Here is a 23,860-nt window from a genome sequence, read left to right on the forward strand (position 1 = left end):
GATGAGCGAACCCCTGCGCCTCGGCGTCCTCGGCCTCGGCCGTGCCTTCATGCTGATGCTGCCGACGCTGTCGCAGCATCCACTTTGTCGGCTGGTCGCCGCCGCCGATCCTCGCCCCGAGGCGCGGGCGCAGTTCGAGGCCGATTTCTCGCGGCCCGGCGCACCTGCCAGGGCTTATGCCGAGATCGAGGCGCTCTGCGCCGACCCGGACGTAGAGGCGCTCTATATCGCCACGCCCCACCAGTTCCATGTCGAGCATGTCGGGCTCGCCGCCCGCCACGGCAAGCACATCCTGGTCGAGAAGCCGATGGCGCTGAGCATCGCAGATTGCCAGGCGATGATCGCCGCGGCGCGGCAGGCCGGCGTTCATCTCATGGTCGGCCACAGCCACTCTTTCGATACGCCCTATCTCCATGCCGCGGCGCTGATCCGCTCCGGCCGCTTCGGCGCGGTCCGCATGATCACCGCGCTGAACTACACCGATTTCCTCTATCGTCCGCGCCGGCCGGAGGAGCTCGACACCGCCCAGGGCGGCGGCGTCGTCTTCAGCCAGGGCGCCCATCAGGTCGATGTCGCCCGCCTGATCGCAGGCGGCAGGGTCGAGAGCGTGCGGGCGGTCACCGGGCGCTGGGACCCCGCGCGGCCGACCGAGGGGGCCTATCAGGCGCTGCTGACCTTCGAGGGCGGCGCCAGCGCCAGCCTGACCTATTCCGGCTATGGCCGCTATGACAGCGACGAGCAGTTCGGCTGGCTTGGCGAGCTCGGCCAGCAGCGCGACCCCGACAATTACGGTGCGGCCCGGCGCGGCCTCGCCAAGGTCGCGACGCCGGAGGAAGAGGCGGCCCTCAAGAACACCCGCACCTATGGCGTCGCCAAGAGTTCCGTCGCCGCAGCCCCAGTCGCGCACAACCATTTCGGCCAGGTCGTGATCTCCTGCGAGCGGGCCGATCTGCGCCCGCTCGCCGACGGCGTCATGGTCTATGCCGACGCCGAGCGCTGGCTGGAGCCGCTGCCGGCACCTTCGGTGCCACGGGCCGAGGTGGTCGATGAGATGCACGCCGCCATCCGCCATGGCGTGGCGCCGCTGCACACCGGCGAATGGGGCATGGCGACGCTGGAGATCTGCCTCGCCATACTCGACTCGGCTGAACGCGGGCGCGAGGTCAGACCGCAGTATCAGGTCGCTGTCGGCTGACCTGCATCTTCTCCAGCCCTCATCCTGAGGAGCCGCGCAGCGGCGTCTCGAAGGATGTTTCAGGAGACTCCGGAAGCGGCTGGACTATCATTCGAGACGCGGGCTGAGGCTCGCTCCTCAGGATGAGGCTGAGTAGTTGGAGCCGTGTTCAGCGCCGGCTGGGCGGCTCCACCGGCGGCGGATTGTTGGCGGCGGCGGAGAGGATCGCGATCATGTCCTGCTCGGCCGCCGCGGCGCTCTTGTAGCGCGCCGCCGTCGTCACCAGCGGGCGTTCGGCATCGGCCGGATAGTGGATCGCGATGGCATAGCGCCCGGTCTGCGGGTCCTCGAAGGGCTCGATGCGCAGCAGCATGGCAGGGGGCTCCGATCTCGTGCTGCCGTCATTGAACCTGCCGATGCGCCACAGTCCAAGACAAAGACGCATTCGCAGCGAGGCCTTTTCGCACTGGCAGCGCGTTGCCGCCGCCGTCCACACGCCCTATCCCTGAAGATAAGGATACGACCAGGGCGGAAAGCGTATGGCGGGCGAGACCAGCATCGGCACCTTCGACTATGTCATCATCGGCGCAGGCTCGGCCGGCTGCGTGCTGGCGAACCGGCTCTCGGCCGACCGGCGCAAGAACGTCCTGATCCTCGAAGCCGGCGGCAAGGATGACTGGGTCTGGTTCCACATCCCGGTCGGCTATCTCTACGCCATCGGCAATCCCCGGGCCGACTGGCTGTTCCAGACCGAGCCGCAGCCCGGCCTCGGCGGCCGCTCGCTGGCCTATCCGCGCGGCAAGGTCGTCGGCGGCTGCTCGGCGATCAACGCGATGATCTACATGCGCGGCCAGTCGGCCGACTATGATGGCTGGCGCCAGCTCGGCCTGGAGGGCTGGGGTTGGGACGACGTCCTGCCGCTCTTCCTCAAGCAGGAGGACCATATCGCGCCTGCCAACGCCTTCCATCGCTCGGGCGGCGAATGGCGGGTCGAGCATCCGCGGGTGCGCTGGGACATCCTCGATGCGGTCCGTGACGCCGCCGAGGCCGCCGGCATCCGCAAGATCGACGACTTCAACACCGGCGACAATGAGGGCTCCTCCTATTTCCAGGTCAACCAGAAGCGCGGCCGGCGCTGGAGCGCGGCCCGGGGTTTCCTGGAGCCGGCGCTGGACCGAGAGAACCTCCGGGTCGAGCTTGGCGTCACCGTCGAGCGCATCATCGTCGAGGACGGGAGGGTGACCGGCGTCGTCGTCAGCGATGCCGATGAGAGCTTCATCGCCCATGTCTCCGGCGAGGTCATCCTCAGTGCCGGCGCGGTCGGCTCGCCCGCCATCCTCGAGCGCTCGGGCATCGGTGACGGGGCACATCTGCAGAGCCTCGGCATCGAGACGGTCCGGCACGCGCCCGGCGTCGGCGAGAACCTGCAGGACCATCTGCAGCTGCGGCCGATCTACAAGGTCGAGGGCGTGCGCACGCTCAACACCGAATACGCCAAGCTCTGGCGTCGGCCGCTGATGGCGCTCGAATATGCCGCGCGTCGCACCGGCCCGCTGACCATGGCGCCCTCCCAGATGGGTGCCTTCGCCCGCTCGGACCCGCATTACGCCACGCCCAATCTCCAGTTCCACTTCCAGCCGCTCTCGCTCGACAAATGGGGCGACGGCTTGCACCCGTTCGGCGCCTTCACCGCCAGCGTCTGTAATCTGCGGCCCACCAGCCGCGGCAGTGTCCATCTCAAGACCCCCGACCCGAAGGCGGCGCCGGCGATCTCGCCGAACTATCTGGCGACGCAGGAGGACCGGCAGGTTGCGGTCGATGCGCTGAAGCTGGCGCGCCGCATCGTCGCGCAGCCGCCTCTCGCCCGCTTCCGGCCGCAGGAATACCTGCCCGGACCCGGTTGCGAGACCGACGAGGCGATCGCCGAGGCGGCCGCGCGCATCGGCACGACGATCTTCCACCCGGCCGGCACGGTGAAGATGGGGCGCGACGACGACCCGATGGCGGTGCTCGACCAGCGCCTGCGGGTGCGCGGCATTTCGGGGCTGCGCGTGATCGACGCCTCGGTGATGCCGGCGATCACCTCCGGTAATACCGCGGCGCCGACCATGATGATCGCCGAGAAGGGCGCGCAGATGATCCGCGAGGATGCCAAGGCGGCGCGAGCCTAGCAGCGCCCGGTGAAGCGCAGTCGGCTTCGCCGCGAGTGCCGTGGAACGGCAAGGGGCAACTCGGTCAGGCTCCAGGAAGGGCAGGCGCGCGCCCCTTCGCGTCCCCTCTCACTCCGCTTCGAGCACCAGCTCCAGCGTCATCAGCACCGGGTTCTCGCCGCGCTTCAGCCTGCCTTGCGCGATGCCGCCGGTATAGTCGACCAGCGCGATGGCGATCTCGGCCTCGAGATTGCCGTCGCGATCAGGCGCGATACCGCCGGCGGTGATCGCGATCTCGGTGGCGAAGGGCTCGATCTGCGCGCCATCGGCAAAGTGCGCGCCGATCGTCGAGCCGACGCCGCCATGGATCGTGGCGCGGCCGATGCCGCGTTCGGCGCAGAAGCCTTCCAGCGCTGCGAACACGTCCTGGTTCGGGCGCAGGCGCACCGCATAGAAGCGCCCTGCGGCCCGCGGAGCGGCCGGCGCCGCTTCCGCCGGCATGAACAGCTTGAAATTCGTTTCCGGATCATGCCCGGCGACGAAGGCCGCGCCATCGATCCCGACCGCCTCGACCGTGATCGGCTCGGCGAGGAAGCTCTGGTCGGGCAGTATGTGGCCGCCATTGCGCCGGCCATCGGCCTCGCGCCAGAGCGCATGGCCGTGGAAGAAGGGCGCCCCGTCGCGCTCGCCGAAGGTCAGCGCGCCCGTCTCGATCCGCGCCACGCCATCCGGCCGGAAGGTCTCGCTGTAGAAGGCGGCGTGCTCCGGCGTCGCCGAGAGCGCCGGCATCACATAGGCGAAGGGCGAGAGCGCCAGTCCTGCCGGCAGGCGCAGCACGCCGCTGGCAAAGCCTTGCGCTGCAAAGGCCTCGGCGACCGCGTCGAGCAGCAACTGGCCGGGCTTCAGCGCGAGCGTGAGCCGTTGGCCGCCTGCCGCGACCCATTGCACGCGCTCGGACTGGGCCGGTCCCGGCTGGCGGACCGTCCTCACGCCTGGGCTCCCGGCGCGCGCACGAAGTCGAGCAGGCCGCGCTTCTCCAGCTCGTCGCGGACGAGGCGCTTGGGCACCTTGCCATAGCCGGATTTCGGCAGTTCCTCGAAGAAGAAGAAGCGCTTCGGCATCTTGTAGCGCGGGATCTTCTCGCCGAGATATTCGGCGAGCTCCGCCTCGCTCGGCCCCGTGCCGCGGGCGACGCAGACGGCGATGCCGATCTCGCCCCAGACCGCATCGGGCACGCCAAGCACGGCGGCTTCCGCGATCGCCGGATGGGTCAGGATCTTCTCCTCGATCTCCCGCGGGTAGATGTTCGAGCCGCCGGAGATGTACATGTCCGAAGCCCGGCCGGTGATGTAGACAAAGCCCTGCTCGTCCATATGGCCGAGATCGCCGGTGCGGAACCAGCCGTCGCGGAACGACTTCGCATTGGCCTCCGGGTTTTCGTAATAGCCGGCGAAGACGGCCGGGCCGATCACGCAGATCTCGCCGGTTTCGAAGGGGGCGAGTTCCTTGCCCTCGTCGTTCTGGATCTGGACCTGGATGCCGGTGCGCTCGACGCCGCAGCTGCCGATCCGGGCCTGCGGCCCATCCTCGACCTCGTGCAGATAGGGCGGCAGCACGGTGATGTTGCCGGTGACCTCCCCGAGGCCGAAATACTGCACCAGCACCTTGCCGAGCTTCTTCAGCGCCGCCTTCTGGTCCTCGCGATACATCGGCGCGCCGGCATAGATGACATGGCGCAGCGAGGAGTGATCGTGCTGGTCGACGGCCGGATGCTCGACCAGCATCTTCAGGATCGTCGGCACGGTGAAGATGTTGGTGACCCGGTACTTCGCGACCAACCGGAAGGCCTCGTCGATGTCGAAGCGCTCGGTCGGCAGGAGGATGCTCGGCGCGCCGCGCGCCGAGAGTACGAGCTGGTGCACGCCGGCGCCATGCGAGAGCGGGGCGACGACGAGCGAGGCGTCCTTCTCGGTCGAGCCCGGCACGAGGTCGGCGAGGTGGTTGGTGATCACGAAGCCCATCTGGCCATGGGTCAGCACCGCGGCCTTGGAGCGCCCGGTCGTGCCCGAGGTGAAGAAGAACCAGCAGGGATCGTCGCGCTCGACCATGGCGTCGGGCATGCGCGCGCCTTCATGGGCCGCGATCGCTTCGCCGACCGTCTGCTCGCCGAAACTGCCGTTGCCGATCCGCCAGGTGAATTGCAGCGCCTTGCTTTCCTTGGCGACGGCCACTGCATGCTCCGGGAAATCGCCATGGCAGAGGAAGCCTTTGGCGCCGGAGGAGGTTGCGAGATAGGCGACCTCGTCCGGCATCAGCCGGAAATTGGTCGGCACCCAGACCGCACCCAGCCGGAAAGCGGCGAACATCGAGAAGAACATCTCCTCGCAGTTCTTCGAATGCACGAGGATGCGGTCGCCCTTGCCGATGCCGCGGGCGGCAAGCGCCGCGCAGAGCGCATGCACGGCGGCGTCGATCCGCCCCCAGCTCCATTGCCGCTCGCCCCAGATCAGCCCGGGCCTGTCGGCGAAGCGCCGGCCATTGCGGGTCAGGAAATGCGCGAGGTTCATCACCCGCGTCGAGACGGGCTTCAGCCCGCCGAGCGGGCCGGAGGCCTCTCCGGATGTCGTCATCAACTCGTCTCCGCTGGCTGCTTGGGCGCACGTGCCGGCGCATCTGGCGGCACGTGCAGGAATGGCTGCCGGCTCAGCATGCCGGCGAGGCGCTGCTCGACCTGTTTCGCCTCGTGCCGCAACTGCACGGCGAGCTCCTCCTGGCGCTGCGGCCGCATGCGCGAATCGATCGCGGCGAGGCTGAGCGCGCCGGCGACGCGCCGGTCCGGGTAGCGCACGGCGACGCCGATACCCCAGGAGCTGGCGACGATGCGGCCGGGGTTGAGCGAGAAGCCCCGCTCGCGGGCCTGCGCAACGTCGGTGCGGATGCTGGCCGGCGTATAGCTCGGATAGCTCTCGACCAGGATGGCGCGATTGGCTTCGATCATCGCCTCAACCTCGTCGTCGGCCAGGGCCGCCAGCATGGCGAGCGAGCCCGCGCCGATGCCGAGCGGGTGCTGGTCGCCGGCCTGGAGCGCATGGGTGCGGACCGGCCAGGTGCCTTCCTCGCGATGCAGGCAGACGGCGGAGCGGTCGCGCCTGACCGAGAAGAAACTGGTGTCCTGGGTCGTGTCGGAGAGCCGGCGCAGGCTCGCCATGGCGAGGTCGAGCAGGCCATGCCGACTGCCGGAGAGCAGGCCGAGCACGAAGGCCTCCTCGCCGAGATGATAGCGCTTGGTCGCATCCGCCTGCTCGACCAGTCCGGCGCGCATCAGTGCCAGCAGCAGGCGCCGCACCGTCGGCTTGCTCAGCCCGGTCTCTTCGACGATCTCGCTCAATGGCAGGCCGGCTGCGCTCTCGCGGCCGACGAGCGAGAGCAGGCGCAAGGCGCGGTCGACGCTTTGCGAGCCCGGCAAATCTGGCGTCGGCATGGCTCCTGCTCGCATTTCCTCGCACTCATGGGTCCATTATGCGGACCTTCGATTTCTCCATAAATCTGTAGTTCGGCGCGGTTGCGATTGCAACGACCCTCGATCCGTGTATGGTCCAGCCGGAAACAATGGTCGAAAAGGCCATGATATGGACCTGCAGCCGGCGCTAGATTCGGCGGATCGGGTGAATGGGAGGACGGCCGGATGGCCGATACCGGTACGAGTGACGGCGCCGCCGCCGTCCTGGACAGTCTCGATCACGAGCCGGCGCGCACAGGCTCGCCACTGGTGCGGCCGCTCGAGATGGTCGCGGCGGCCCTGCTGGTCATCATCATCACCTTGCTGCTCGGCGGAGTCACCTCGCGCTATGTGCTCTCGATCCCCGTGGTCTGGATCGACGAGGCAGCCTCGATCTCCTTCCTCTGGCTCGCCATGCTCGGCGCCGCCATCGCCATCGACCGCAACGAGCACCTGCGCCTGACGCTGTTCGTCGGCATGCTGCCCGAGAAATGGCGCGGCCCGGTCCACGCCTTCGGCCTGCTCGTGGTCGCGACCTTCCTGCTCGTGATGACCTGGCCGGCGATCGACTACGTCATCGAAGAATCCTACGTCACGACCGCCGCGCTCAATATTCCCGCGAGCTGGCGTGTCTCGGCGATCGCCTTCGGCATCATCGCCATGCTCGCGCTGGTGCTGAGCTATGCCGTGCGGGTCTGCAGCTTCCGTGACCTCGTCATGGCGGGGCTTCTGATCGCCGCGGTGGCCGCCATCTGCTATCTGATGACGCCGGTCTTCAAGACGCTCGGCTATCTCAACATCCTGATCTTCCTGATCGGCGTCGTCGGCTTCTGCCTCGTCGCCGGCATCCCGATCGCCTTCTGCTTCGGCATGGGCGCGCTCTGCTTCCTTGCCTTCAGCACCTCCGTGCCGATCTTCGTGATGATCGGCCGGATGGACGAGGGCATGTCGAGCCTGATCCTGCTCTCGGTGCCGATCTTCGTGCTGCTCGGCTGCGTGCTCGACGCCACCGGCATGGGCAAGGCGATCGTCGATTTCCTTGCCTCGATGCTGGGCCATATCCGCGCCGGCATGTCCTATGTGCTGCTCGGCTCGCTCTTTCTGGTCTCGGGCATTTCCGGCTCGAAGGTCTCTGACATGGCGACGGTCGCCCCGGCGCTGTTCCCGGAGATGAAGCGGCGCGGCTACCAGCCCAAGGAACTGATCGCGCTGCTCTCGACCGGCGCGGCCATGGCCGAGACCGTGCCGCCCTCGATCGTCCTGATCGTGCTCGGCTCGGTCGCCGGCGTCTCGATCGCCGGGCTTTTCACCAACGGCCTCGTCGTCGCCACCGTGCTCCTCCTGGTCCTCGCCATCCTGGCGCGCTGGAAAGCCCGCGGCGAGGTGCTCAAGGGCGTGCGCCGCGCACCGCTCGCGGTGATCGGCAAGACCGCGCTGATCGCGACGCCTGCCCTTGTGCTGCCCTTCCTGATCCGCGGCGCGGTCGGCGGCGGTGTCGCGACCGCGACCGAGGTCTCGACCATCGCCGTGCTCTATGCGCTGATCGTCGGCGTCGTGCTCTATGGCGGCATCGGCTGGCGCAAGTTCTACGGGATGCTGGTCGAGACCGCGGCGCTCTCCGGCGCGATCCTGATGATCCTCGGCACCGCCTCGGCCATGGCCTGGGCCCTGACGCAAACTGGCTTCGCGCGCGATCTTGCGACGCTGATGACCGGCCTGCCCGGCGGCTGGGTGACCTTCATGGCGGTCACCATCGTGGTCTTCATGATCCTCGGCTGCGTGCTCGAGGGGCTGCCCGCGATCGTGCTGATGGCGCCGCTGATGTTCCCGATCGCCAAGAGCCTCGGCATCAACGACGTGCATTATTCGATGGTGGTCGTCACCGCGATGAACATCGGCCTGATGACCCCGCCGATCGGCATCGGCTTCTACATCGCCTGCAAGATCGGCAATGTGCAGCCCGACGAGGCGATGGGCGCGATCTGGCCCTATCTCCTGGCGCTGATCGCGGGCCTCCTGATCATCGCCTATGTGCCGTCCTTCTCGACCATGTTCCTGTGATGCTGAGCGCCGGGGAGAACGCCGCCATGTCGCCGCGTCGCCCTTGCGATCAGACTTCAGTCGAAGAGGCGATGCGGGGGGATTGCGCAAGCCCCGCCGGATTGCTTCGCTTCGTGCCTAGTGACGGCGCAGACCGTCGCGATCGATAACAGCGCCCCCCTGGAGGAAATAGAATGTCGATTTCACGCCGCACCATCCTGCAGGGCGCCACCGCCGCTGCCACGATCGGGACCTTCTCGATAGCCCGGGCCCAGACGCCCGAGTTCACCTACAAATACGCCAACAACCTCCCGCTCGCGCATCCGATGAACGTGCGTGCTGCCGAGGCGATGGAGAAGATCAAGGCCGAGACCAATGGCCGCGTCGTCATCCAGATCTTCCCGAACAACCAGCTCGGTTCCGACACCGACATGCTGAACCAGGTCCGCTCCGGCGGCGTCGAGTTCTTCACGCTGTCGCCGCTGATCCTCTCGACCCTGGTGCCGAATGCCTCGGTCAGCGGCATCGGCTTCGCCTTCCCGAACTATGACGCGGTCTGGAAGGCGATGGATGGCGACCTCGGCGCCTATGTCCGCGGTCAGATCGCCAAGGCGAACCTGCACGTCATGGACAAGATCTGGGACAATGGCTTCCGCCAGATGACCTCGTCCAAGGGGCCGATCGCGAGCCCCGCCGACCTCAAGGGCTTCAAGATCCGCGTGCCGGTTTCGCCGCTCTGGACCTCGATGTTCAAGGCCTTCGACTCCGCCCCGGCCAGCATCAACTTCGCCGAGGTCTACACCGCGCTGCAGACCAAGATCGTCGACGGTCAGGAGAACCCGCTCGCGATCATCGCGACCGCCAAGCTCTTCGAGGTCCAGAAGTATCTCTCCGCGACCAACCATATGTGGGACGGCTTCTGGTTCCTGGCCAATCGCCGCGCCTGGGAGCGGCTGCCGCAGGACCTGCGCACGATCGTCGCCAAGAACATCGACGCTGCCGCCGTTCTCGAACGCGCCGACGTCGCCAAGCTCAATGCCGGCCTGCAGGCCGAGCTGACCTCCAAGGGCATGGTCATCAACGAGACCAAGCCCGACGAATTCCGGGCGGCGCTTCAGAAGGCCGGCTTCTACGCCGAATGGAAGGGCAAGTACGGCGACGAGGCCTGGGCGATCCTCGAAAAGGCGGTCGGCGGCAAGCTTGCCTGAGCGCTCCGAGCCCGGCCGCGAGCCGGACCGGCAACCGTCATCACTCGAAGGCCCGGCGCTCTTGCGCCGGGCCTTCTTGCTTGGAGCGGGAAACTCGCTTGTGCCGGGCTTTCAATCAGCCTACCGTCCGGTAGGTAGATGGCTTGGACATGCGCCTCAAGGTGCCGGGGAGGATCGTGATGACGGCAGCGGAGGGCTTCGGGGCAGGGGATATGGTGCAGCGGCGCTCGCCCTATTTCGGCGAGGAACACGAGGCCTTGCGCAACCAGATCCGCCGCTTCGTCGAGACCGAAGTCAAGCCGCACGGCCTTGCCTGGGAGGAGGCCGGCATGGTGCCGCGCGCCGTGCTCGAGCGCATGGGCGAACTCGGCTTCTTCGGCATCCGCTATCCCGCCGAGTATGGCGGCGCGGAGATGGACACGCTCGCGACCGTCGTCCTTGCCGAGGAACTGGGCCGCTCGACCTTTTCCGGCTTCGCGATCACCGCGCTGGTCCACACCGACATGGCCTCGGTCCATCTCTTCAATGCCGGCAGCAAGGCGCAGCGAGACCGATGGATGCCCGACGTCGTCGCCGGCAAGGCGATCTGCGCGGTCGCCGTCACCGAGCCCGATGCCGGCTCGGATGTGAAGGGCATCCGCACCACCGCGCGGCGCGAAGGCGACCATTACGTGCTGAACGGCGCCAAGATGTTCATCACCAATGGCGTCCATGGCGATCTCTACTGCGTCGCCGCCAAGACGGATGTTTCGGCGAAGCCGTCGCAATCGGTCTCGATGTTCCTGGTCGAGAAGGGCACGCCGGGCTTCCGCGTCGGCCGCGCGCTCGACAAGCATGGCTGGCGCTGCTCGGACACCGCCGAGCTCATCTTCGAGGATTGCCGCGTGCCGGCCGAAAACCTGCTCGGCGGCGAGGGGCGCGGCTTCTACGCGATCATGAGCAATTTCCAGAACGAGCGCACGGTGATCGGCGCCATGGCGATGGGCGAGGCGCAGGCCGCGATCGAATTGACGCTCGACCATGTCCGCACGCGAAAAGCCTTCGGCGCGCCGCTCTGGGAGAAGCAGGCAATCCGCCAGAAGCTCTCCATGCTGGCTGCCAAGGTCGAGGCCGGGCGCCAGCTCGTCTACCATGCCGCCTGGCTCGACGCGGAGGGCTTCGACGCCACCCGAGAGGTCTCTATGGTCAAGGCCTATTGCGGCGAGCTGGTCAACGAAGTCATGTACGCCTGCGTCCAGTTCCATGGCGGCATGGGCTTCATGCGCGAGAGCGCCATCGAGCGCATGGCCCGCGATGCCCGCGTCCAGGCGATCGGCGGCGGTGCGACCGAGGTGATGCTCGAAGAGGTGGCGAAGCGGCTGTGACGGTGGTGTCGGGGCGCGCCGAGCGGGCGGAGCTGGAGGGAGGCGCCCGTCGCCTGATCCTCGACCGTGCCGCGCGCCTGCTGCGCAGCAATGGCTATCACCAGACGAGCCTGCGCGAGCTCGCCGAGGCGGTCGGCATCCGCAAGGCGAGCCTCTATCATCACTTCGCCTCGAAGGAGGAGATCGTCGAGGCCGTGGTCAACGATGGCGTCCGCTTCGTCCACGAGGCGGTCGCGGCGGCGCTGGAGGCGGCGGCGCAGGCCGGGCCGCGCCAGCGGCTGGAGGCGGCGATCGCCGCCCATCTTTCCGCCCTGCACGGACATGGCGACTACACCAGCGCGGCGATCAAGGTCTTTACCTTCGGCAGCGGCCCGACGCCGGAGGGCGTGCGCCAGTCACGCCGACTCTACGAGGATGTCTGGCGCGGCCTCGTCGCCGAGCTGCAGCAGGCGGGGGCGATTGCGCCGGGGCGTCCGCCCGAGGCGCTGCGCCTTTTCCTGCTCGGTGCCATGAATGGCTCGATCGACTGGTACCGGCCCGAGCGCTTCGACATCGGGGCGCTGGCCCGCGAATTCGCGGCACTAGTCGCTCCCGATGGCGGCAGAGCCCCGGAATAGCGTCGGTTCCTGTCGTTTTCGGCGGTTTTCCGTTGAAGGCAGCAGTCAGCCTTAACCTCGCTTTGAGGTTCGCCGGCGACGATGGCGCATGGCGCGCGACAACCTGTTTCGATTCGGTGGCGAGTTTCTCGATTCCGACCGCGAGGCGACGTTTCGCCAGGCACGCCTTGCCGAAACGCTGCGACAGTGCCGCCTGATCTTCCTGGTTTCGGCTGTCCTCAACACACTGTTCCTGGCCAGCGACTGGCGCTTCTACGGCACCGCGCATTTTTTCGTCGCGGTTCCGGCCCGGCTCGTCGTGGTCGCCGCCTCGCTGCTCTGCTACGCGCTGGTGCGCAAGGCGACGCGCTTCGACGAGGCGCAGGCGATCCTGATCGGCTGGGAGATGGCGACCGCGTTGGCGGTGGCGCTACTCGTCTCCTCGCGCAGCGATCTTGCGCTCTTCGTCGTGCTGATGCTGCCCTCGATCTTCTATCTGGTTGCGCCGACCGCTTTCCGCTGGACGATGACGCTGGGGATCGGCTGCAGTGTCCTGATGCTTGCCGGCTATCTCGGCCGCGGTCCGTTCCCGACGACCCTGCCGGGGCTGGTCCTCGTCTTGGTCATGCTGAACTTCGCGCTCGGGTTGGTGGTCATCCATGGCAACCGCCTGCGCCGGCTGGAATGGACGGCGACCCAGGCCGAGCGGCAGGCCAAGGATGCGCTCGGCGTCAGCCAGGCGATGATCGAGCGCCTGTTCATGGCGGTGCCGATCCCGCTCGTGGTCGCCTCTCGCGAAGATGGCCGCTTCCTGCGCAGCAATGATGCGGCCAAGCGCTATTTCGGCCGCGAGCAGCTCGCCACTGCGCGCGTCTCGGACATCCTGTTCGCGGAGCGCGACCGGCGCGAGATCCTGCTCAAGCTCGAGCGCCAGGACCAGATCGCCGGCTACGAGGCGCAGATGCGAGACGGCGATGGCGTCCGGCGCGACGTCCTGATCACCGCGACCGGCGTGCCGATCGACGGCGGGCTCGCCGTGGTCGCCGGCATTGTTGACATCACCGATCGCAAGGCGGCGGAGGCTCGCACCCGGCGGCAGGCGACCCATGATGCGCTGACCGGCTTGCCGAACCGCCTGCTGTTCCAGGAGCGCCTGCAGGAGGCGCTCGACGTCATGGCCGAGGCTGGCGGCACGGTGGGCCTGTTCCTGATCGACCTCGACGACTTCAAATCGGTCAACGACACGCTCGGCCATGATGCCGGCGACGAACTGCTCTTCCAGGCGGCGGCACGGCTCGCCGGGGCTATCGGTCCCGCGGACATGGTCGCCCGTCTCGGCGGCGATGAGTTCGTCGTGCTCTCGCAGGAGGTGTTCGACATCGCCGGGGCCCGTCTCAAGGCCGCAATCCTGCTCGATGCGTTGCGCGAACCCTTCGAGCACGCCGGCCAGATGATCAGCGCGCGTGCCAGCCTTGGCATCGCCCTCGCGCCGGAGCACGATCTCGACGGCGGCGAGCTGATGAAGGATGCCGACCTCGCCCTCTATCGGGCCAAGGCCAGGGGGCGCAACATCGCGGTGGTCTACGAGCCCTCGATGCGGGCTGCGATGATCCGGCGCGTCGCGATCTGTCGTGACCTGGCGGAGGCCCTGCGGGAGGATCGGATCCTGCCCTTCTACCAGCCGCAGGTCTCGCTCGCGGACGGCAAGGTCGCGGGTTTCGAGGCACTGGCTCGCTGGCGCCACCCGGAGCGCGGCATCATCCCGGCAGCCGCCTTCCAGGAGGGCTTCCAGGATGTCGAGATCGCCGCCGGAATTGGCGATGCGATCGTTCGCGCCGTCCTGCGCGATCTGCGCCAATGGCTCGATGCCGGCCTCGAGCCGGGCGTCGTCTCGGTCAACCTGTCGGCGGGCATCTTCCGCGATCCGGAGCTGCCCGAGCGCCTGCTCGGCAAACTCGCGGCGGCCGGGGTTCCCGCCCGCTGCTTCGGCATTGAGGTCACGGAGAGCGTGCTGCTGACACGCAGTGCGGGCGAGGCCGAGCGGACCTTGCAGGCGCTGCGGGCAGCGGGACTGCATGTCTCGCTCGACGATTTCGGCACCGGTTACGCCTCGCTCACCCACCTCAAGCGCTTTCCTGTCGATACGATTAAGCTCGACCGCGGCTTCGTCAGCCAGGTCGAGGAGGAGGGCGAGGATGCGGCGATCGTCCGGGCAATGATCGGTCTCGCCGCCGATCTCGGCCTCGGCATCGTTGCGGAAGGCGTCGAGACGCCGGGACAGGAGGCCTTCCTGCGCCAGCATGGCTGCGGGCTCGCCCAGGGCTATCGCTATGCGCGGCCGGTCGCGGCCGCGCGTGTCCCCTTGCTGCTGCAGCAGCCGAACCTGTTTCCGAGCGCCTCCGCCATGCGTGACGACAGCGCCGCGGCCTGATCCTGCGCGCTGGCGGCGGCAGGTTTTTCATGGCCGAATGGCGCCCGTCCGAGCATCGAAGCGAGTCGAATCCGCATGCGCGCCTTCTACCATCCCGAACAATCGCTCCACGATCCCCAGCAGTACATGCGCTTCGGCCGTGTCGTCCCGCCGAAGGACCTGCCGGAGCGGACCGAAAAGCTGCTGGCCGCGCTCGCGCGCCACGGCATCGGCCCGGAGACGCCGCAGCAACACGGCACGGCGCCGATCCTGGCGGTGCATGACGAGGGCTTCATCCAGTTCCTGCAGACGGCCTGGGCCCGCTGGCAGGAGCTGCCGGCCGAGCGCGGCCCGGAGGTCTGGCCTGCGACCTTCCCTTATTGGAGCGGCAGGCCGGACGAGGACAAGCGCCCGCCCTGTCGCCCGACGGGCTTCCTCGGCCAGCTCGGCTGGTATCTCGGCGATCTCTCGGTGCCGATCGGTGAGCATTGCTGGGTCTCGACGCTGCGCTCGACCGAAACGGCGGTCTCCGGCGCCGACGCGGTGCTCGCCGGAGAGCGTGCCGTCTACGCGCTCTGCCGCCCTTCCGGCCACCATGCCCGGGCCGACCGCTCCAGCGGCTTCTGCTATGTCAACAACAGCGCGATCGCCGCGCAGCGTCTGCGCAGCCGCTACGGCAAGGTCGCGATCCTCGATGTCGACGCCCATCACGGCGACGGCACCCAGCAGATCTTCTACCGGCGCGACGACGTGCTGACGGTCTCGATCCACGCCGACCCGTCGAATTACTACCCGTTCTTCACCGGCTACGACGACGAGCGCGGCAATGGGCCGGGCGAGGGCTTCAACCTCAACCTCCCGCTCGTCCATGGCGCCGCCGGGCCGGAAATGGAGGCGGCGATCGACCGGGCCGGACGCGCGATTCGCGAGTTCGGTGCCGAGGCGCTCGTCCTCGCGCTCGGCTACGACGCCCATAAGGACGACCCGATCGGCGTGCTGAAGCTCGAATCCGCCGATTTCGGCACCATTGGCCGCCAGGTCAAGGCGATGGGTCTGCCGACCCTCGTGGTGCAGGAAGGCGGCTACGCGATCGAGGCGATCGGCGAGTGCCTCGATGCGTTCCTGGGTGGGTTCAAATAGCGGCTGCCTTCTCCCCCTACGGGCGGAGAAGGTCCCGGCTGGGGGATGAGGGCGCTTCGACCGGGTGAAACGAGAAAAGGGCCGCTTGTGCGACCCTTCCCTCATCCGTCAGCGCTAGGCGTTGCCACCTTCTCCCGCCGCATGTCGGACGTTTCCGACATGCGGCTCCCAAAGTACCAATCTCGGGCGAGCCCGAGATCGGTGGGAAGAAGGTCGATTTCGTTACTCCGCGGCCTCGCGCCGCGGCAGCACCCAGTCCGGCCGGACCCAATGGCAGGTATAGCCTGCCGGGTAGCGCTCCAGATAATCCTGGTGCTCCGGCTCGGCCTCCCAGAAATCGCCTTCGGGCCTCACTTCAGTGACCACCTTGCCCGGCCAGCGGCCGGAGGCGTTCACGGCGGCGATCACCTCCTCGGCGATCTGCTTCTGTGCCTCGTCGACATAGTAGATCCCCGAGCGATAGCTGGTGCCGAGATCGTTGCCCTGGCGATTCAGCGTTGTCGGGTCGTGGATCTGGAAGAAGAACTCCACCAGCTGCCGATAGCCGATCTTGGCGGGGTCGAAGACGATCTCGATCCCCTCGGCGTGCGTCCCGTGATTGCGATAGGTCGCGTTCTTCACGTCGCCGCCGGTATAGCCGACCCGGGTCGTCTCGACGCCGGGGAGCTTGCGGATCAGGTCCTGCATGCCCCAGAAGCAGCCGCCTGCGAGTACAGCACGTTCCGTCATGTCAAACCTCCTTGCTTGCGGCGACATAAGCATCGGCAAGCGAATTCGCCATGTCACAGCGTTAGGTTGCGGCTGGCAACGCCCTTATCGGGAAGAAGGGCAGCAGCTCAGATCACCGCCTCGATCAGGAACGGACCCTTGCGCGACAGCGCGCCCTTGAACAGCCGGGTGAACTCCTCGGCCGTGGTGGCGCGGCCGGCCTCGACGCCCATGCTCTTGGCCATCGCGACCCAGTCGAGTGCCGGCTGGTCGAGGTTGAGCATCTGCGTGGCGTTCTTGCCGAAGTCGTTGACGCCGACCGCCCGCATCTCGCCATGCAGGATCGCATAGGTCCGGTTGGCGAAGATCACCGTGACGACGTCGAGGTTCTCCCGCGCCTGCGTCCACAGGCCCTGGACCGTGTACATGCCTGAGCCGTCGGCCTGCATGCCGATGACCTTGCGGTCGGGGCAGGCGACCGCCGCGCCGATCGCCAGCGGGATGCCCTCGCCGATTGCGCCGCCGGTGAGCTGGATATAGTCGTGCTGCGGCGCGTGATGGCACTGCGCATAGAACATCCGGCCCGACGAGATCGATTCGTCGCAGATGATGCTGTTCTCGGGCAGCAGCGTCGAGACGATGGTGCAGACCTTGTCGGCGTCGAGCGTGCCGGTCGGGAGCGCTCCGTTTGCGGGGGCGGCTTCGGCGATGAAGGCCGGCGCCACGGCGCGGGCCGACAATTCGTCCGCCAATGCCGCGATCGCGCCGGGCAGATCGTCGCCGGGGGCGGCGAGCGTCTCCACCGCGCAGCCGTCATGAATCAGCCGGCCGGGCTTGCCGGGATAGGCGAAGAAGCCGACCGGCACCTGTGCGCCGACCAGCACCAGGAGATCGACATTTTCGAGCTGCTTCAGCGCCATGTCGATCGGATAGGGCACCTTCGGTAGGGCGACGCGGCCGGCGCCGCGCTCGATGCGGCCGTTCGACATCTGGCCGAAGACGCGCGCTCCGGTCGCGGCGCAGATCCGCGCGGCCATTTCCATAGGGCCCTCGCGCAGCGCGAGGCCGGTCATCATCAGCGCGGCGCGCGAACCGTGCTTGCGCAGCAGCGCCGCGATCTCGCGCACCCGGACCGGATCAGCGCTCTTCAGGGCGGGAACCTTGGTCGGCGCAAGCGTGGCGGGCTCGACACTGCCCCAGGCGCAATCGGCCGGCAGGATCACCGTGGTGACGCCGGGCAGGGAGAGCGAAGCGGCATAGGCCTCGCCGATCGCCGGGCCGACATCCTCCGGATTCCCGATGCGCCGGACGAAATTGGACATCGGCCAGGCCAGCCCTTCGATGTCGCTGGTCAGCGGCGCGTCGTGCTGGAGATGATAGGTCGCGTGGTCGCCGACGACATTGATCATCGGCGTGCGGGCGCGTTTGGCGTTGTGCATGTTGGCGAGAGCATTCGCCATGCCCGGCCCGCAATGCAGCAGCGTCGCCGCCGGCTTGTCGGCCATGCGGGCATAGCCGTCGGCGGCGCCGGTCACCACGCCCTCGAACAGGCCGAGCACGCAGCGCATCTGCGGCTTGCGGTCGAGCGCCGCGACGAAGTGCATTTCGGAGGTGCCGGGATTGGCGAAGCAGACGTCGACGTCGTTGATGAGGAGGGTGTCGCAGAGGCGGTCGGCGCCGTTCATTCGGAAAACCTCGTCCAGTAGGCGCAGGCGCCGGGGAGGCGAGGGGAGGAGATATCCCGCCTGCTGTCAAACAAGAGAAATTCATTGCCTCCCCCAGCGTCGTTGATGCTGGCTTGACTGATTTGCATAGGCATTTAACCTGCCTTGGAACAAAGGTTGCATCGTGCCACGACGAGGCTGTGTTCAGCTCCGCCGAGCGAGGCCGGCGCAGATAAACGGGGAAGGGTTTCGGATGACGGGTATGAAGCGTATCGGAGCGGCGGCTGGCCTCGGGCTTGCGGCGCTCCTGGCGGCGGGCGCCGCCCAGGCGCAGACCAAGCTGACGATCGGCATGTCGGGCTGGACCGGCTTCGCGCCGCTGACGCTGGCCAAGGAAGCCGGCATCTTCGCCAAGAACGGCCTCGACGTGACGATCAAGAAGATCCCGCAGAAGGACCGCCATCTCGCCATCGCCTCGGGCGACATCCAGTGCGCCGCGACCACGGTCGAGACCTGGATCGTCTGGGATGCCGCCGGCATCAGGACCAAGCAGATCTTCCAGCTCGACAAGAGCTACGGCGCCGACGGCATGGCCGTGCGCGGCTCGACCGGCTCGATCAAGGATCTCAAGGGCAAGACCGTCGCCGCCTCGGCGCCCGGCACCTCGCCCTATTTCGCCCTTGCCTGGTTCCTCAAGGAGAACGGCATGTCGGTGAAGGACGTCAACGTCGTCAACATGGAGCCGGGCCCGGCGGCGCAGGCCTTCATCGCCGGCCAGAACGATGCGGCGATGACCTACGAGCCCTATCTCTCGGCGGTGCGCGACAAGCCCGATTCCGGCAAGATCATCGCCACCACGCTCGACTATCCGATGGTGATGGACACGTTCGGCTGCACGCCGAAGTTCCTGAGCGAGAACGATGCCGCCGCGCAGGCGCTGACCAAGAGCTATTTCGAAGCGCTCGAGATGATCAAGGCCGAGAAGGACAAGGCCTATACGATCATGGGCGCCGATGTGAAGCAGTCGGGCGAGCAGTTCGGCAAGTCGGCCGGCTTCCTGCGCTGGTCCGACGCCGAGGGCAACAAGAAGTTCTTCGCCGGCGACTGGCAGACCTTCACCAACAAGGCGGCCGACCTCCTGCTCGAAATCGGCCTGATCAAGACGAAGCCCGACATCAACACGCTGGTCGAGACGAAGTACGTCGCCGGCAAGTGAGCGATGATGTCCTGCCGGATGTGCTGACGCCCGGCCTGCATGTCGTGTTCTGCGGCACGCAGGCCGGCGCGGCCTCCGCCCGGCGGGGCGCCTATTATGCCGGCCCCGGCAACAAGTTCTGGAAGACCTTGTTCGAGACCGGGCTGGTTCCTCGGCAGCTGGGCCCTGCGGACTTCCCGGACTTGCCGCGATACGGCATCGGCTTCACCGACGTTGCGAAAGCGACGTCGGGGCCCGCCTCGGCATTGACGCGGCAGCATTTCGACATTGCGGGCTTTCTGGCCAAGCTTCATGAGCATGCTCCGGCGATCATCGCGTTCAACGGCAAGCGTGCTGCTCAGGCTGCGCTGGGAGAGGAGAGGGGACTGAAGCTCGGCTATGGTCTCCAGCCCTCCCTCCTTGTAGGAAGCCGCGTCTTCATCCTGCCCTCAACCTCGGGGGCGGCCTCCGGCTACTGGTCCATCGAGCCCTGGCGTGAACTCGCCGCTCTCGTGAAGGAAACAAGTTTCTGACGATGAAACCCCTCCAGCCGGTCTCCGGCGGCGTCCGCATCGGTTACGGCGTCGCCTTCTTCGCGCTTTTCGTCGCCTTCTGGTCGGTCGCGACCTTCGGCGGCTATGTTCAGAAGCTCTTCCTTGCCGATCCGCTGACCATGGTGGCGGAGGGCTGGAACCTGCTCACCGTCCACGGCTTCATGTTCGATATCGGCATGACGATCTGGCGGGTGCTCGGGGGGTTCGTCCTTGCCGTGCTCGTCGCTCTGCCGCTCGGCATCCTGATGGGCGCCTACAAGCCGATCGAGGCTTTCCTCGAGCCCTTCGTCTCCTTCGCGCGTTATCTGCCGGCCTCTGCCTTCATTCCGCTGCTGATCCTCTGGGCCGGCATCGGCGAGACCCAGAAGCTGCTCGTCATCTTCATCGGCTCGGTCTTCCAGCTCATCCTGATGATCGCCGTTTCGGTCGGCTCGATCCGGCGTGACCTGGTGGATGCGGCCTATACGCTCGGCGCCAGCGATTCCTCGGTTGTTCGCCGGGTGCTCCTGCCCAATGCCGCCCCCGAGATCGCCGAGATCTTCCGCCTCGTCCTCGGCTGGGCCTGGACCTATGTCATCGTCGCCGAGCTGATCGGTTCTTCCTCCGGCATCGGCCATATGATCGTCGACAGCCAGGCGCTGCTCAACACCGGGCAGATCATCTTCGGCATCATCGTCATCGGCCTGATCGGCCTGATCTCCGATTTCCTGTTCAAGGCGGTCAACCAGCGCCTGTTTCCGTGGGCGCAGGCATGAGCAAGCTTCTGATCGACCAGGTCGGCAAGGTCTTTCCGGCGCGCGGCAAGGGTCAGCCGACGCGGGCGCTGATGCCGACCTCGCTGAAGGTCGCCGACAACGACTTCATCACCATCCTCGGTCCTTCCGGCTGCGGGAAGTCGACGCTGCTGCGCATCATCGGCGGGCTGGAGACGGCGAGCGAAGGCAAGATCCTGCTCGACGGTGCACCGGTCACCGGGCCGGGCGCCGATCGCGGCTTCGTCTTCCAGAGCTACACGCTCTTCCCCTGGCTGACCGTGGTCCAGAACATCGCTTTCGGCCTGCGCGAGAAGGGCGTTCCGGAGCGCGAGCGGCTCGACATCGCCCGCAAATGGGCGGAGCGCGTCGGCCTGTCCGGCTTCGTCGATCATTTCCCGAAGCAGCTTTCCGGCGGCATGCAGCAGCGCACCGCGATCGCCCGCGCCCTCGCCAACGATCCAAAGATCCTGCTGCTCGACGAGCCCTTCGGCGCGCTCGACAACCAGACCCGCGCGCTGATGCAGGAAATGCTGCTCGGCATCTGGGAGCGCGAGCAGAAGACCGTGCTCTTCGTCACCCACGACATCGAGGAGGCGATCTTCGTCGGCTCGCGCGTCGTGGTGATGAGTGCGAGGCCCGGCCGGATCAAGGCCGACATCGCCATCGACCTGCCGCATCCGCGCCCCTACACCATCAAGACCACGCCGAACTTCGTCGCGCTCAAGGAGCGGCTGGTCGAGGAGATCCGCGTCGAGGCCGTGCTGGCCGCCGAGGGGCACTGAGGCGGCGCGGTTGCGGTACCGCCCTGCAGTTGCAGCGGCGTAGTGGCCGGCGGCACTGGCGACAGGTGAAGCGCACCACCATCTTTCCTGCAAATGGGGCTGACGGCCGCGATATGCGGCCAGTGTAGAGCGGAATTGCATCGGCTCATCTGCCGCAAGGCCGGGTGCCGTTGCCATTCTACACTGCAAAGGGGCACTGCCATGAGGTGGGGCCATGCGCGCACTGATTGCGAGAATGCTGTCCCGGCTGGTCCGGGAGCCCAGGATTGACGTCGTCTTCGCCGATGGATCGTTGCATTCGGCCGGGTCGGGCTCGACCGCGGCCGTGCGGCTGAGGATTGCCGACCGCGAGACCGAATGGCGGCTCGCGCTCGATCCCGAGCTTGCCCTCGGCGAGGCGGTGATGGACGGCCGCGTCATCGTCGAGCGCGGCACGCTCTATCAACTGCTCGAAGCCTTGGTCTGCGGGCTGTCGCGCCAGCCGCCCTCGGCCTGGGCCGGGGCTTTGGGGCGCTTGCGGACCTCGATCCGCCGCATCAAGCAGCACAACACCCCGAGCTGGGCGAAAAGCAACGTCCATCACCACTACGATCTCAAGCGCGCCTTCTTCGAGCTCTTCCTCGATGGTGACCAGCAATATTCCTGCGCCTTCTTCGAGCGGCCGGATGCCACGCTGGAGGAGGCCCAGGAGGCCAAGAAGCGCCGGATCGCGGCGAAGCTGGCGCTGGAGCCCGGCCAGCGGGTTCTCGACATCGGCAGCGGCTGGGGCGGGCTCGGCCTGAGCATCGCCCGACAGACCGGCGGCCACGTCACCGGCATCACGCTTTCGGAGGAGCAGTTCGCCCGCTCCAGCGAACGCGCGGCGGAGTCTGGCCTGCCGGTCGAGTTCCGCCTGCAGGATTATCGCGACGTCAAGGAACGCTTCGACCGGGTCGTCTCGGTCGGCATGTTCGAGCATGTCGGCGTCGGCTACTACCGTGACTATTTCCGCAAGATCTCGGAACTGCTCGTCGATGATGGCGTCGCGCTGATCCACACGATCGGGCGCGCCACGCCACCCGGCGCGACCAACCCCTTCATCGCCAAGCACATCTTCCCGGGCGGCTATATCCCCGCGCTGTCGGAGATATCGGCGGCCGTCGAGAAGGAGGGGCTGGTCATCGCCGATGTCGAGGTGCTGCGCCTGCATTATGCGCAGACGCTGAAGGCCTGGCGCGAGCGCTTCCTGGCGCGCCGTGGCGAGGCTGTCGCGATGTATGACGAGCGCTTCGCCAGGATGTGGGAGTTCTACCTCGCCGCCTCCGAGGCGAGCTTCCGCTATGACGGGCTGGTGGTCTTCCAGCTCCAGCTCGCCAAGCGTCTCGACACCTTGCCGATGACGCGCGACTACATGGCTCCGGCCGCAGCCGCAGGTGCCGGGCCGACATAGCGGGCGCGCGGCCGGATCAGCCTTCCGGTCTCGTTCTGCTCCAGCGCATGGGCGAGCCAGCCTGTGCAGCGCGCGGCTGCGAAGATCTGGAAGGGCGCGTCCGCCGGCAAGCCGAACCGCGCAGCGAGCGCCGCCAGCGCGAAGTCGATGTTCGGTTCCTCGCCTGTCAGTGCGCCGATGGCGCCCTGCGCCCGCGCATAGGCCGGCGGCGCCTCGAAGGCGGCGAGCAGGGCCCGCGCCCGCGGATCGCCGTCGGTGTAGAGCGGATGGCCGAAGCCCGGCAGCCCCGCGCCGGTCTCCAGCCGCGCCGCAAGGGTGGTCTCCAGCCCGTCGCGCTCGATATCCCGCATCAGCGCCAGCACCCGCGGCGCGACGCCGCCATGCAGGGGGCCGGAGAGCGCGGCGAGGCCCGCCATGGCGCAGGCCGCGAGCGAGGCGCCGGTCGAGGCGGTGACGCGGGCCGCGAAAGTCGAGGCGTTGAGCTCATGATCGGCGAGCAGGACCAGCGCCCGCCGGATCGGCTCAGCGCCCTCCGTTTCGCAACCCCAGGCCCGCGCCAGCCGCGCATGGATCGGCCCTTCGCCCGGCCCGCCGGCGATGGCGTCAACCAGCGCGTCGAGCACCGCGGCAGCCTCGAGATAGAGCGCCTTCTTGGCCCGCCCGGCCATAGGACGGTCGCTCGCCGCCCGTGCGGCGATAACCGCGAAGATGCGCGCCAGCGGTTCGCCCGGCGGGACGATCGTCGCCAAGGGTGGGAAGCGCTGGGTTCCGCAATCCCAGAGCAGGCGGGCGACATCCTCCAGCTTGGCACACTCTGCGAGGTGCGCCGCATCCTGTCCGCGATACCAGAGGCCGCCGCGCTCGATCGTGGTGATGGCGGAGGCGAGCACCGGCTCGCCATAGGCGATCGCATCCTCGGCGATCGCGGCGGGACGGCGCCCGCGCGCCTTGCGATGCGCCAGCCGGGCGACGTCCTCGGCTCGGTAGAGGCTGCGGCGCGAATCCTCGCTATCGCCGCGTGCCTCGATCAGCCCGCGGCTGACATAGGCGTAGAGCGTCTGCGGCTTCAGGCGCAGCCGGGCCATCGCCTCCTGTGCCGTTAGCCAGTCCTGCATCGCCCCTCCATCGGATATATTGATTATATTGTTCAAGATTGATTGTTGCAATGCGGGAGCCGATCCTCAGGCGAAGC

General features: G+C 67.6%; 20 protein-coding genes. 13 read left to right on the top strand and 7 right to left on the bottom strand.

Annotated elements, in window-relative coordinates; translation table 11 throughout:
* Nucleotide 1 precedes the first annotated feature (1 nt).
* A complete protein-coding gene (locus tag RKE40_RS10430) occupies nucleotides 2-1,195 on the top strand; it encodes a Gfo/Idh/MocA family protein (RefSeq protein ID WP_316018172.1) in 1,194 nt (397 codons plus the stop codon).
* A gap of 148 nt (nucleotides 1,196-1,343) precedes the next feature.
* Here RKE40_RS10430 and RKE40_RS10435 read toward each other — a convergent pair whose 3' ends face one another.
* Nucleotides 1,344-1,547: a hypothetical protein gene (locus RKE40_RS10435; protein WP_316018173.1), complete on the bottom strand. Its 204-nt coding sequence runs from the start codon at nucleotides 1,545-1,547 to the stop codon at nucleotides 1,344-1,346.
* A gap of 166 nt (nucleotides 1,548-1,713) precedes the next feature.
* Here RKE40_RS10435 and RKE40_RS10440 point away from each other — a divergent pair, with 166 nt between their 5' ends.
* A complete protein-coding gene (locus RKE40_RS10440) occupies nucleotides 1,714-3,345 on the top strand; it encodes a GMC family oxidoreductase (protein ID WP_316018174.1) in 1,632 nt (543 codons plus the stop codon).
* Nucleotides 3,346-3,453: 108 nt separating this feature from the next.
* Here RKE40_RS10440 and RKE40_RS10445 read toward each other — a convergent pair whose 3' ends face one another.
* The 3 genes from RKE40_RS10445 to RKE40_RS10455 are packed head-to-tail and all read right to left on the bottom strand — an operon-like array spanning nucleotide 3,454 to nucleotide 6,805.
* Nucleotides 3,454-4,314, bottom strand: coding sequence for a PCC domain-containing protein (locus RKE40_RS10445; protein WP_316018175.1), 861 nt, complete (start codon nucleotides 4,312-4,314; stop codon nucleotides 3,454-3,456).
* A complete protein-coding gene (locus RKE40_RS10450; RefSeq protein ID WP_316018176.1) occupies nucleotides 4,311-5,954 on the bottom strand; it encodes an acyl-CoA synthetase in 1,644 nt (547 codons plus the stop codon). The genes RKE40_RS10445 and RKE40_RS10450 overlap by 4 nt, the downstream gene beginning before the upstream one ends.
* Nucleotides 5,954-6,805, bottom strand: coding sequence for an IclR family transcriptional regulator (locus RKE40_RS10455; protein ID WP_316018177.1), 852 nt, complete (start codon nucleotides 6,803-6,805; stop codon nucleotides 5,954-5,956). Before RKE40_RS10455 ends, RKE40_RS10450 begins: the two co-directional genes overlap by 1 nt.
* Nucleotides 6,806-7,009: 204 nt before the next feature.
* Between RKE40_RS10455 and RKE40_RS10460 the strand changes: the two genes are divergently transcribed.
* The 6 genes from RKE40_RS10460 to RKE40_RS10485 all read left to right on the top strand — a co-directional run bounded on the left by RKE40_RS10460 (nucleotide 7,010) and on the right by RKE40_RS10485 (nucleotide 15,581).
* Nucleotides 7,010-8,884 (top strand): TRAP transporter large permease, encoded by a 1,875-nt coding sequence (locus RKE40_RS10460; protein WP_316018178.1) that lies wholly within the window; start codon nucleotides 7,010-7,012, stop codon nucleotides 8,882-8,884.
* Nucleotides 8,885-9,057: 173 nt separating this feature from the next.
* Nucleotides 9,058-10,071, top strand: a complete 1,014-nt coding sequence (locus RKE40_RS10465) for a TRAP transporter substrate-binding protein (protein ID WP_316018179.1) — start codon at nucleotides 9,058-9,060, stop codon at nucleotides 10,069-10,071.
* A gap of 179 nt (nucleotides 10,072-10,250) precedes the next feature.
* Nucleotides 10,251-11,435 (top strand): acyl-CoA dehydrogenase family protein, encoded by a 1,185-nt coding sequence (locus RKE40_RS10470; protein WP_316018180.1) that lies wholly within the window; start codon nucleotides 10,251-10,253, stop codon nucleotides 11,433-11,435.
* A complete protein-coding gene (locus tag RKE40_RS10475; RefSeq protein WP_316018181.1) occupies nucleotides 11,432-12,052 on the top strand; it encodes a TetR/AcrR family transcriptional regulator in 621 nt (206 codons plus the stop codon). The genes RKE40_RS10470 and RKE40_RS10475 overlap by 4 nt, the downstream gene beginning before the upstream one ends.
* An 88-nt stretch (nucleotides 12,053-12,140) precedes the next feature.
* The gene (locus RKE40_RS10480; protein WP_316018182.1) at nucleotides 12,141-14,462 is read left to right on the top strand and encodes a putative bifunctional diguanylate cyclase/phosphodiesterase; all 2,322 of its coding nucleotides are present in this window, start codon (nucleotides 12,141-12,143) and stop codon (nucleotides 14,460-14,462) included.
* Between the two features lie 75 nt (nucleotides 14,463-14,537).
* Nucleotides 14,538-15,581 (top strand): histone deacetylase family protein, encoded by a 1,044-nt coding sequence (locus RKE40_RS10485; RefSeq protein WP_316018183.1) that lies wholly within the window; start codon nucleotides 14,538-14,540, stop codon nucleotides 15,579-15,581.
* A 222-nt stretch (nucleotides 15,582-15,803) separates the two neighbouring features.
* Here the strand turns inward: RKE40_RS10485 and msrA are convergent, their stop codons facing one another.
* Together msrA and RKE40_RS10495 are read right to left on the bottom strand one after the other, a co-directional pair.
* Nucleotides 15,804-16,310, bottom strand: coding sequence for a peptide-methionine (S)-S-oxide reductase MsrA (msrA, locus tag RKE40_RS10490; RefSeq protein ID WP_316018184.1), 507 nt, complete (start codon nucleotides 16,308-16,310; stop codon nucleotides 15,804-15,806).
* A gap of 107 nt (nucleotides 16,311-16,417) precedes the next feature.
* Nucleotides 16,418-17,974 (bottom strand): acetolactate synthase large subunit, encoded by a 1,557-nt coding sequence (locus tag RKE40_RS10495; RefSeq protein WP_316018185.1) that lies wholly within the window; start codon nucleotides 17,972-17,974, stop codon nucleotides 16,418-16,420.
* Between the two features lie 241 nt (nucleotides 17,975-18,215).
* On the opposite strand from RKE40_RS10495, the gene RKE40_RS10500 reads away from it, so the two are divergent.
* From RKE40_RS10500 to RKE40_RS10520, 5 genes are all read left to right on the top strand, one after another.
* Nucleotides 18,216-19,169: an ABC transporter substrate-binding protein gene (locus RKE40_RS10500; protein WP_316018186.1), complete on the top strand. Its 954-nt coding sequence runs from the start codon at nucleotides 18,216-18,218 to the stop codon at nucleotides 19,167-19,169.
* 20 nt (nucleotides 19,170-19,189) lie between these two features.
* Nucleotides 19,190-19,681 carry a mismatch-specific DNA-glycosylase gene (locus RKE40_RS10505; RefSeq protein ID WP_316018187.1) on the top strand — a complete coding sequence of 164 codons (492 nt, stop codon included), beginning with the start codon at nucleotides 19,190-19,192 and terminating at the stop codon, nucleotides 19,679-19,681.
* A 2-nt stretch (nucleotides 19,682-19,683) separates the two neighbouring features.
* Nucleotides 19,684-20,457: an ABC transporter permease gene (locus tag RKE40_RS10510; RefSeq protein ID WP_316018188.1), complete on the top strand. Its 774-nt coding sequence runs from the start codon at nucleotides 19,684-19,686 to the stop codon at nucleotides 20,455-20,457.
* Nucleotides 20,454-21,239, top strand: coding sequence for an ABC transporter ATP-binding protein (locus tag RKE40_RS10515; RefSeq protein ID WP_316018189.1), 786 nt, complete (start codon nucleotides 20,454-20,456; stop codon nucleotides 21,237-21,239). The genes RKE40_RS10510 and RKE40_RS10515 overlap by 4 nt, the downstream gene beginning before the upstream one ends.
* Nucleotides 21,240-21,453: 214 nt before the next feature.
* Entirely contained in the window at nucleotides 21,454-22,668 is a 1,215-nt protein-coding gene (locus RKE40_RS10520) for a class I SAM-dependent methyltransferase (RefSeq protein ID WP_316018190.1), read from the top strand.
* Here the strand turns inward: RKE40_RS10520 and RKE40_RS10525 are convergent.
* Nucleotides 22,626-23,783: a citrate synthase family protein gene (locus RKE40_RS10525; protein WP_316018191.1), complete on the bottom strand. Its 1,158-nt coding sequence runs from the start codon at nucleotides 23,781-23,783 to the stop codon at nucleotides 22,626-22,628. The genes RKE40_RS10520 and RKE40_RS10525 overlap by 43 nt on opposite strands.
* Nucleotides 23,784-23,860 lie beyond the last annotated feature (77 nt).

Source organism: Allobosea rubneri, assembly GCF_032464875.1.
GTDB classification, from domain to species: domain Bacteria; phylum Pseudomonadota; class Alphaproteobacteria; order Rhizobiales; family Beijerinckiaceae; genus Allobosea; species Allobosea rubneri.

Excerpts from the sequence above, each read along its gene's own strand:
- RKE40_RS10455 (WP_316018177.1), bottom strand. The coding sequence starts at position 6,805 with ATGCCGACGCCAGATTTGCCGGGCTCGCAAAGCGTCGACCGCGCCTTG.
- RKE40_RS10515 (WP_316018189.1), top strand. The coding sequence starts at position 20,454 with ATGAGCAAGCTTCTGATCGACCAGGTCGGCAAGGTCTTTCCGGCGCGC.
- RKE40_RS10430 (WP_316018172.1), top strand. The coding sequence starts at position 2 with ATGAGCGAACCCCTGCGCCTCGGCGTCCTCGGCCTCGGCCGTGCCTTC.
- RKE40_RS10510 (WP_316018188.1), top strand. The coding sequence starts at position 19,684 with ATGAAACCCCTCCAGCCGGTCTCCGGCGGCGTCCGCATCGGTTACGGC.
- RKE40_RS10520 (WP_316018190.1), top strand. The coding sequence starts at position 21,454 with ATGCGCGCACTGATTGCGAGAATGCTGTCCCGGCTGGTCCGGGAGCCC.
- RKE40_RS10485 (WP_316018183.1), top strand. The coding sequence starts at position 14,538 with ATGCGCGCCTTCTACCATCCCGAACAATCGCTCCACGATCCCCAGCAG.
- RKE40_RS10500 (WP_316018186.1), top strand. The coding sequence starts at position 18,216 with ATGAAGCGTATCGGAGCGGCGGCTGGCCTCGGGCTTGCGGCGCTCCTG.
- RKE40_RS10470 (WP_316018180.1), top strand. The coding sequence starts at position 10,251 with ATGACGGCAGCGGAGGGCTTCGGGGCAGGGGATATGGTGCAGCGGCGC.
- RKE40_RS10440 (WP_316018174.1), top strand. The coding sequence starts at position 1,714 with ATGGCGGGCGAGACCAGCATCGGCACCTTCGACTATGTCATCATCGGC.
- RKE40_RS10495 (WP_316018185.1), bottom strand. The coding sequence starts at position 17,974 with ATGAACGGCGCCGACCGCCTCTGCGACACCCTCCTCATCAACGACGTC.
- RKE40_RS10435 (WP_316018173.1), bottom strand. The coding sequence starts at position 1,547 with ATGCTGCTGCGCATCGAGCCCTTCGAGGACCCGCAGACCGGGCGCTAT.
- RKE40_RS10450 (WP_316018176.1), bottom strand. The coding sequence starts at position 5,954 with ATGACGACATCCGGAGAGGCCTCCGGCCCGCTCGGCGGGCTGAAGCCC.
- RKE40_RS10465 (WP_316018179.1), top strand. The coding sequence starts at position 9,058 with ATGTCGATTTCACGCCGCACCATCCTGCAGGGCGCCACCGCCGCTGCC.
- RKE40_RS10525 (WP_316018191.1), bottom strand. The coding sequence starts at position 23,783 with ATGCAGGACTGGCTAACGGCACAGGAGGCGATGGCCCGGCTGCGCCTG.
- RKE40_RS10480 (WP_316018182.1), top strand. The coding sequence starts at position 12,141 with ATGGCGCGCGACAACCTGTTTCGATTCGGTGGCGAGTTTCTCGATTCC.
- msrA (WP_316018184.1), bottom strand. The coding sequence starts at position 16,310 with ATGACGGAACGTGCTGTACTCGCAGGCGGCTGCTTCTGGGGCATGCAG.
- RKE40_RS10460 (WP_316018178.1), top strand. The coding sequence starts at position 7,010 with ATGGCCGATACCGGTACGAGTGACGGCGCCGCCGCCGTCCTGGACAGT.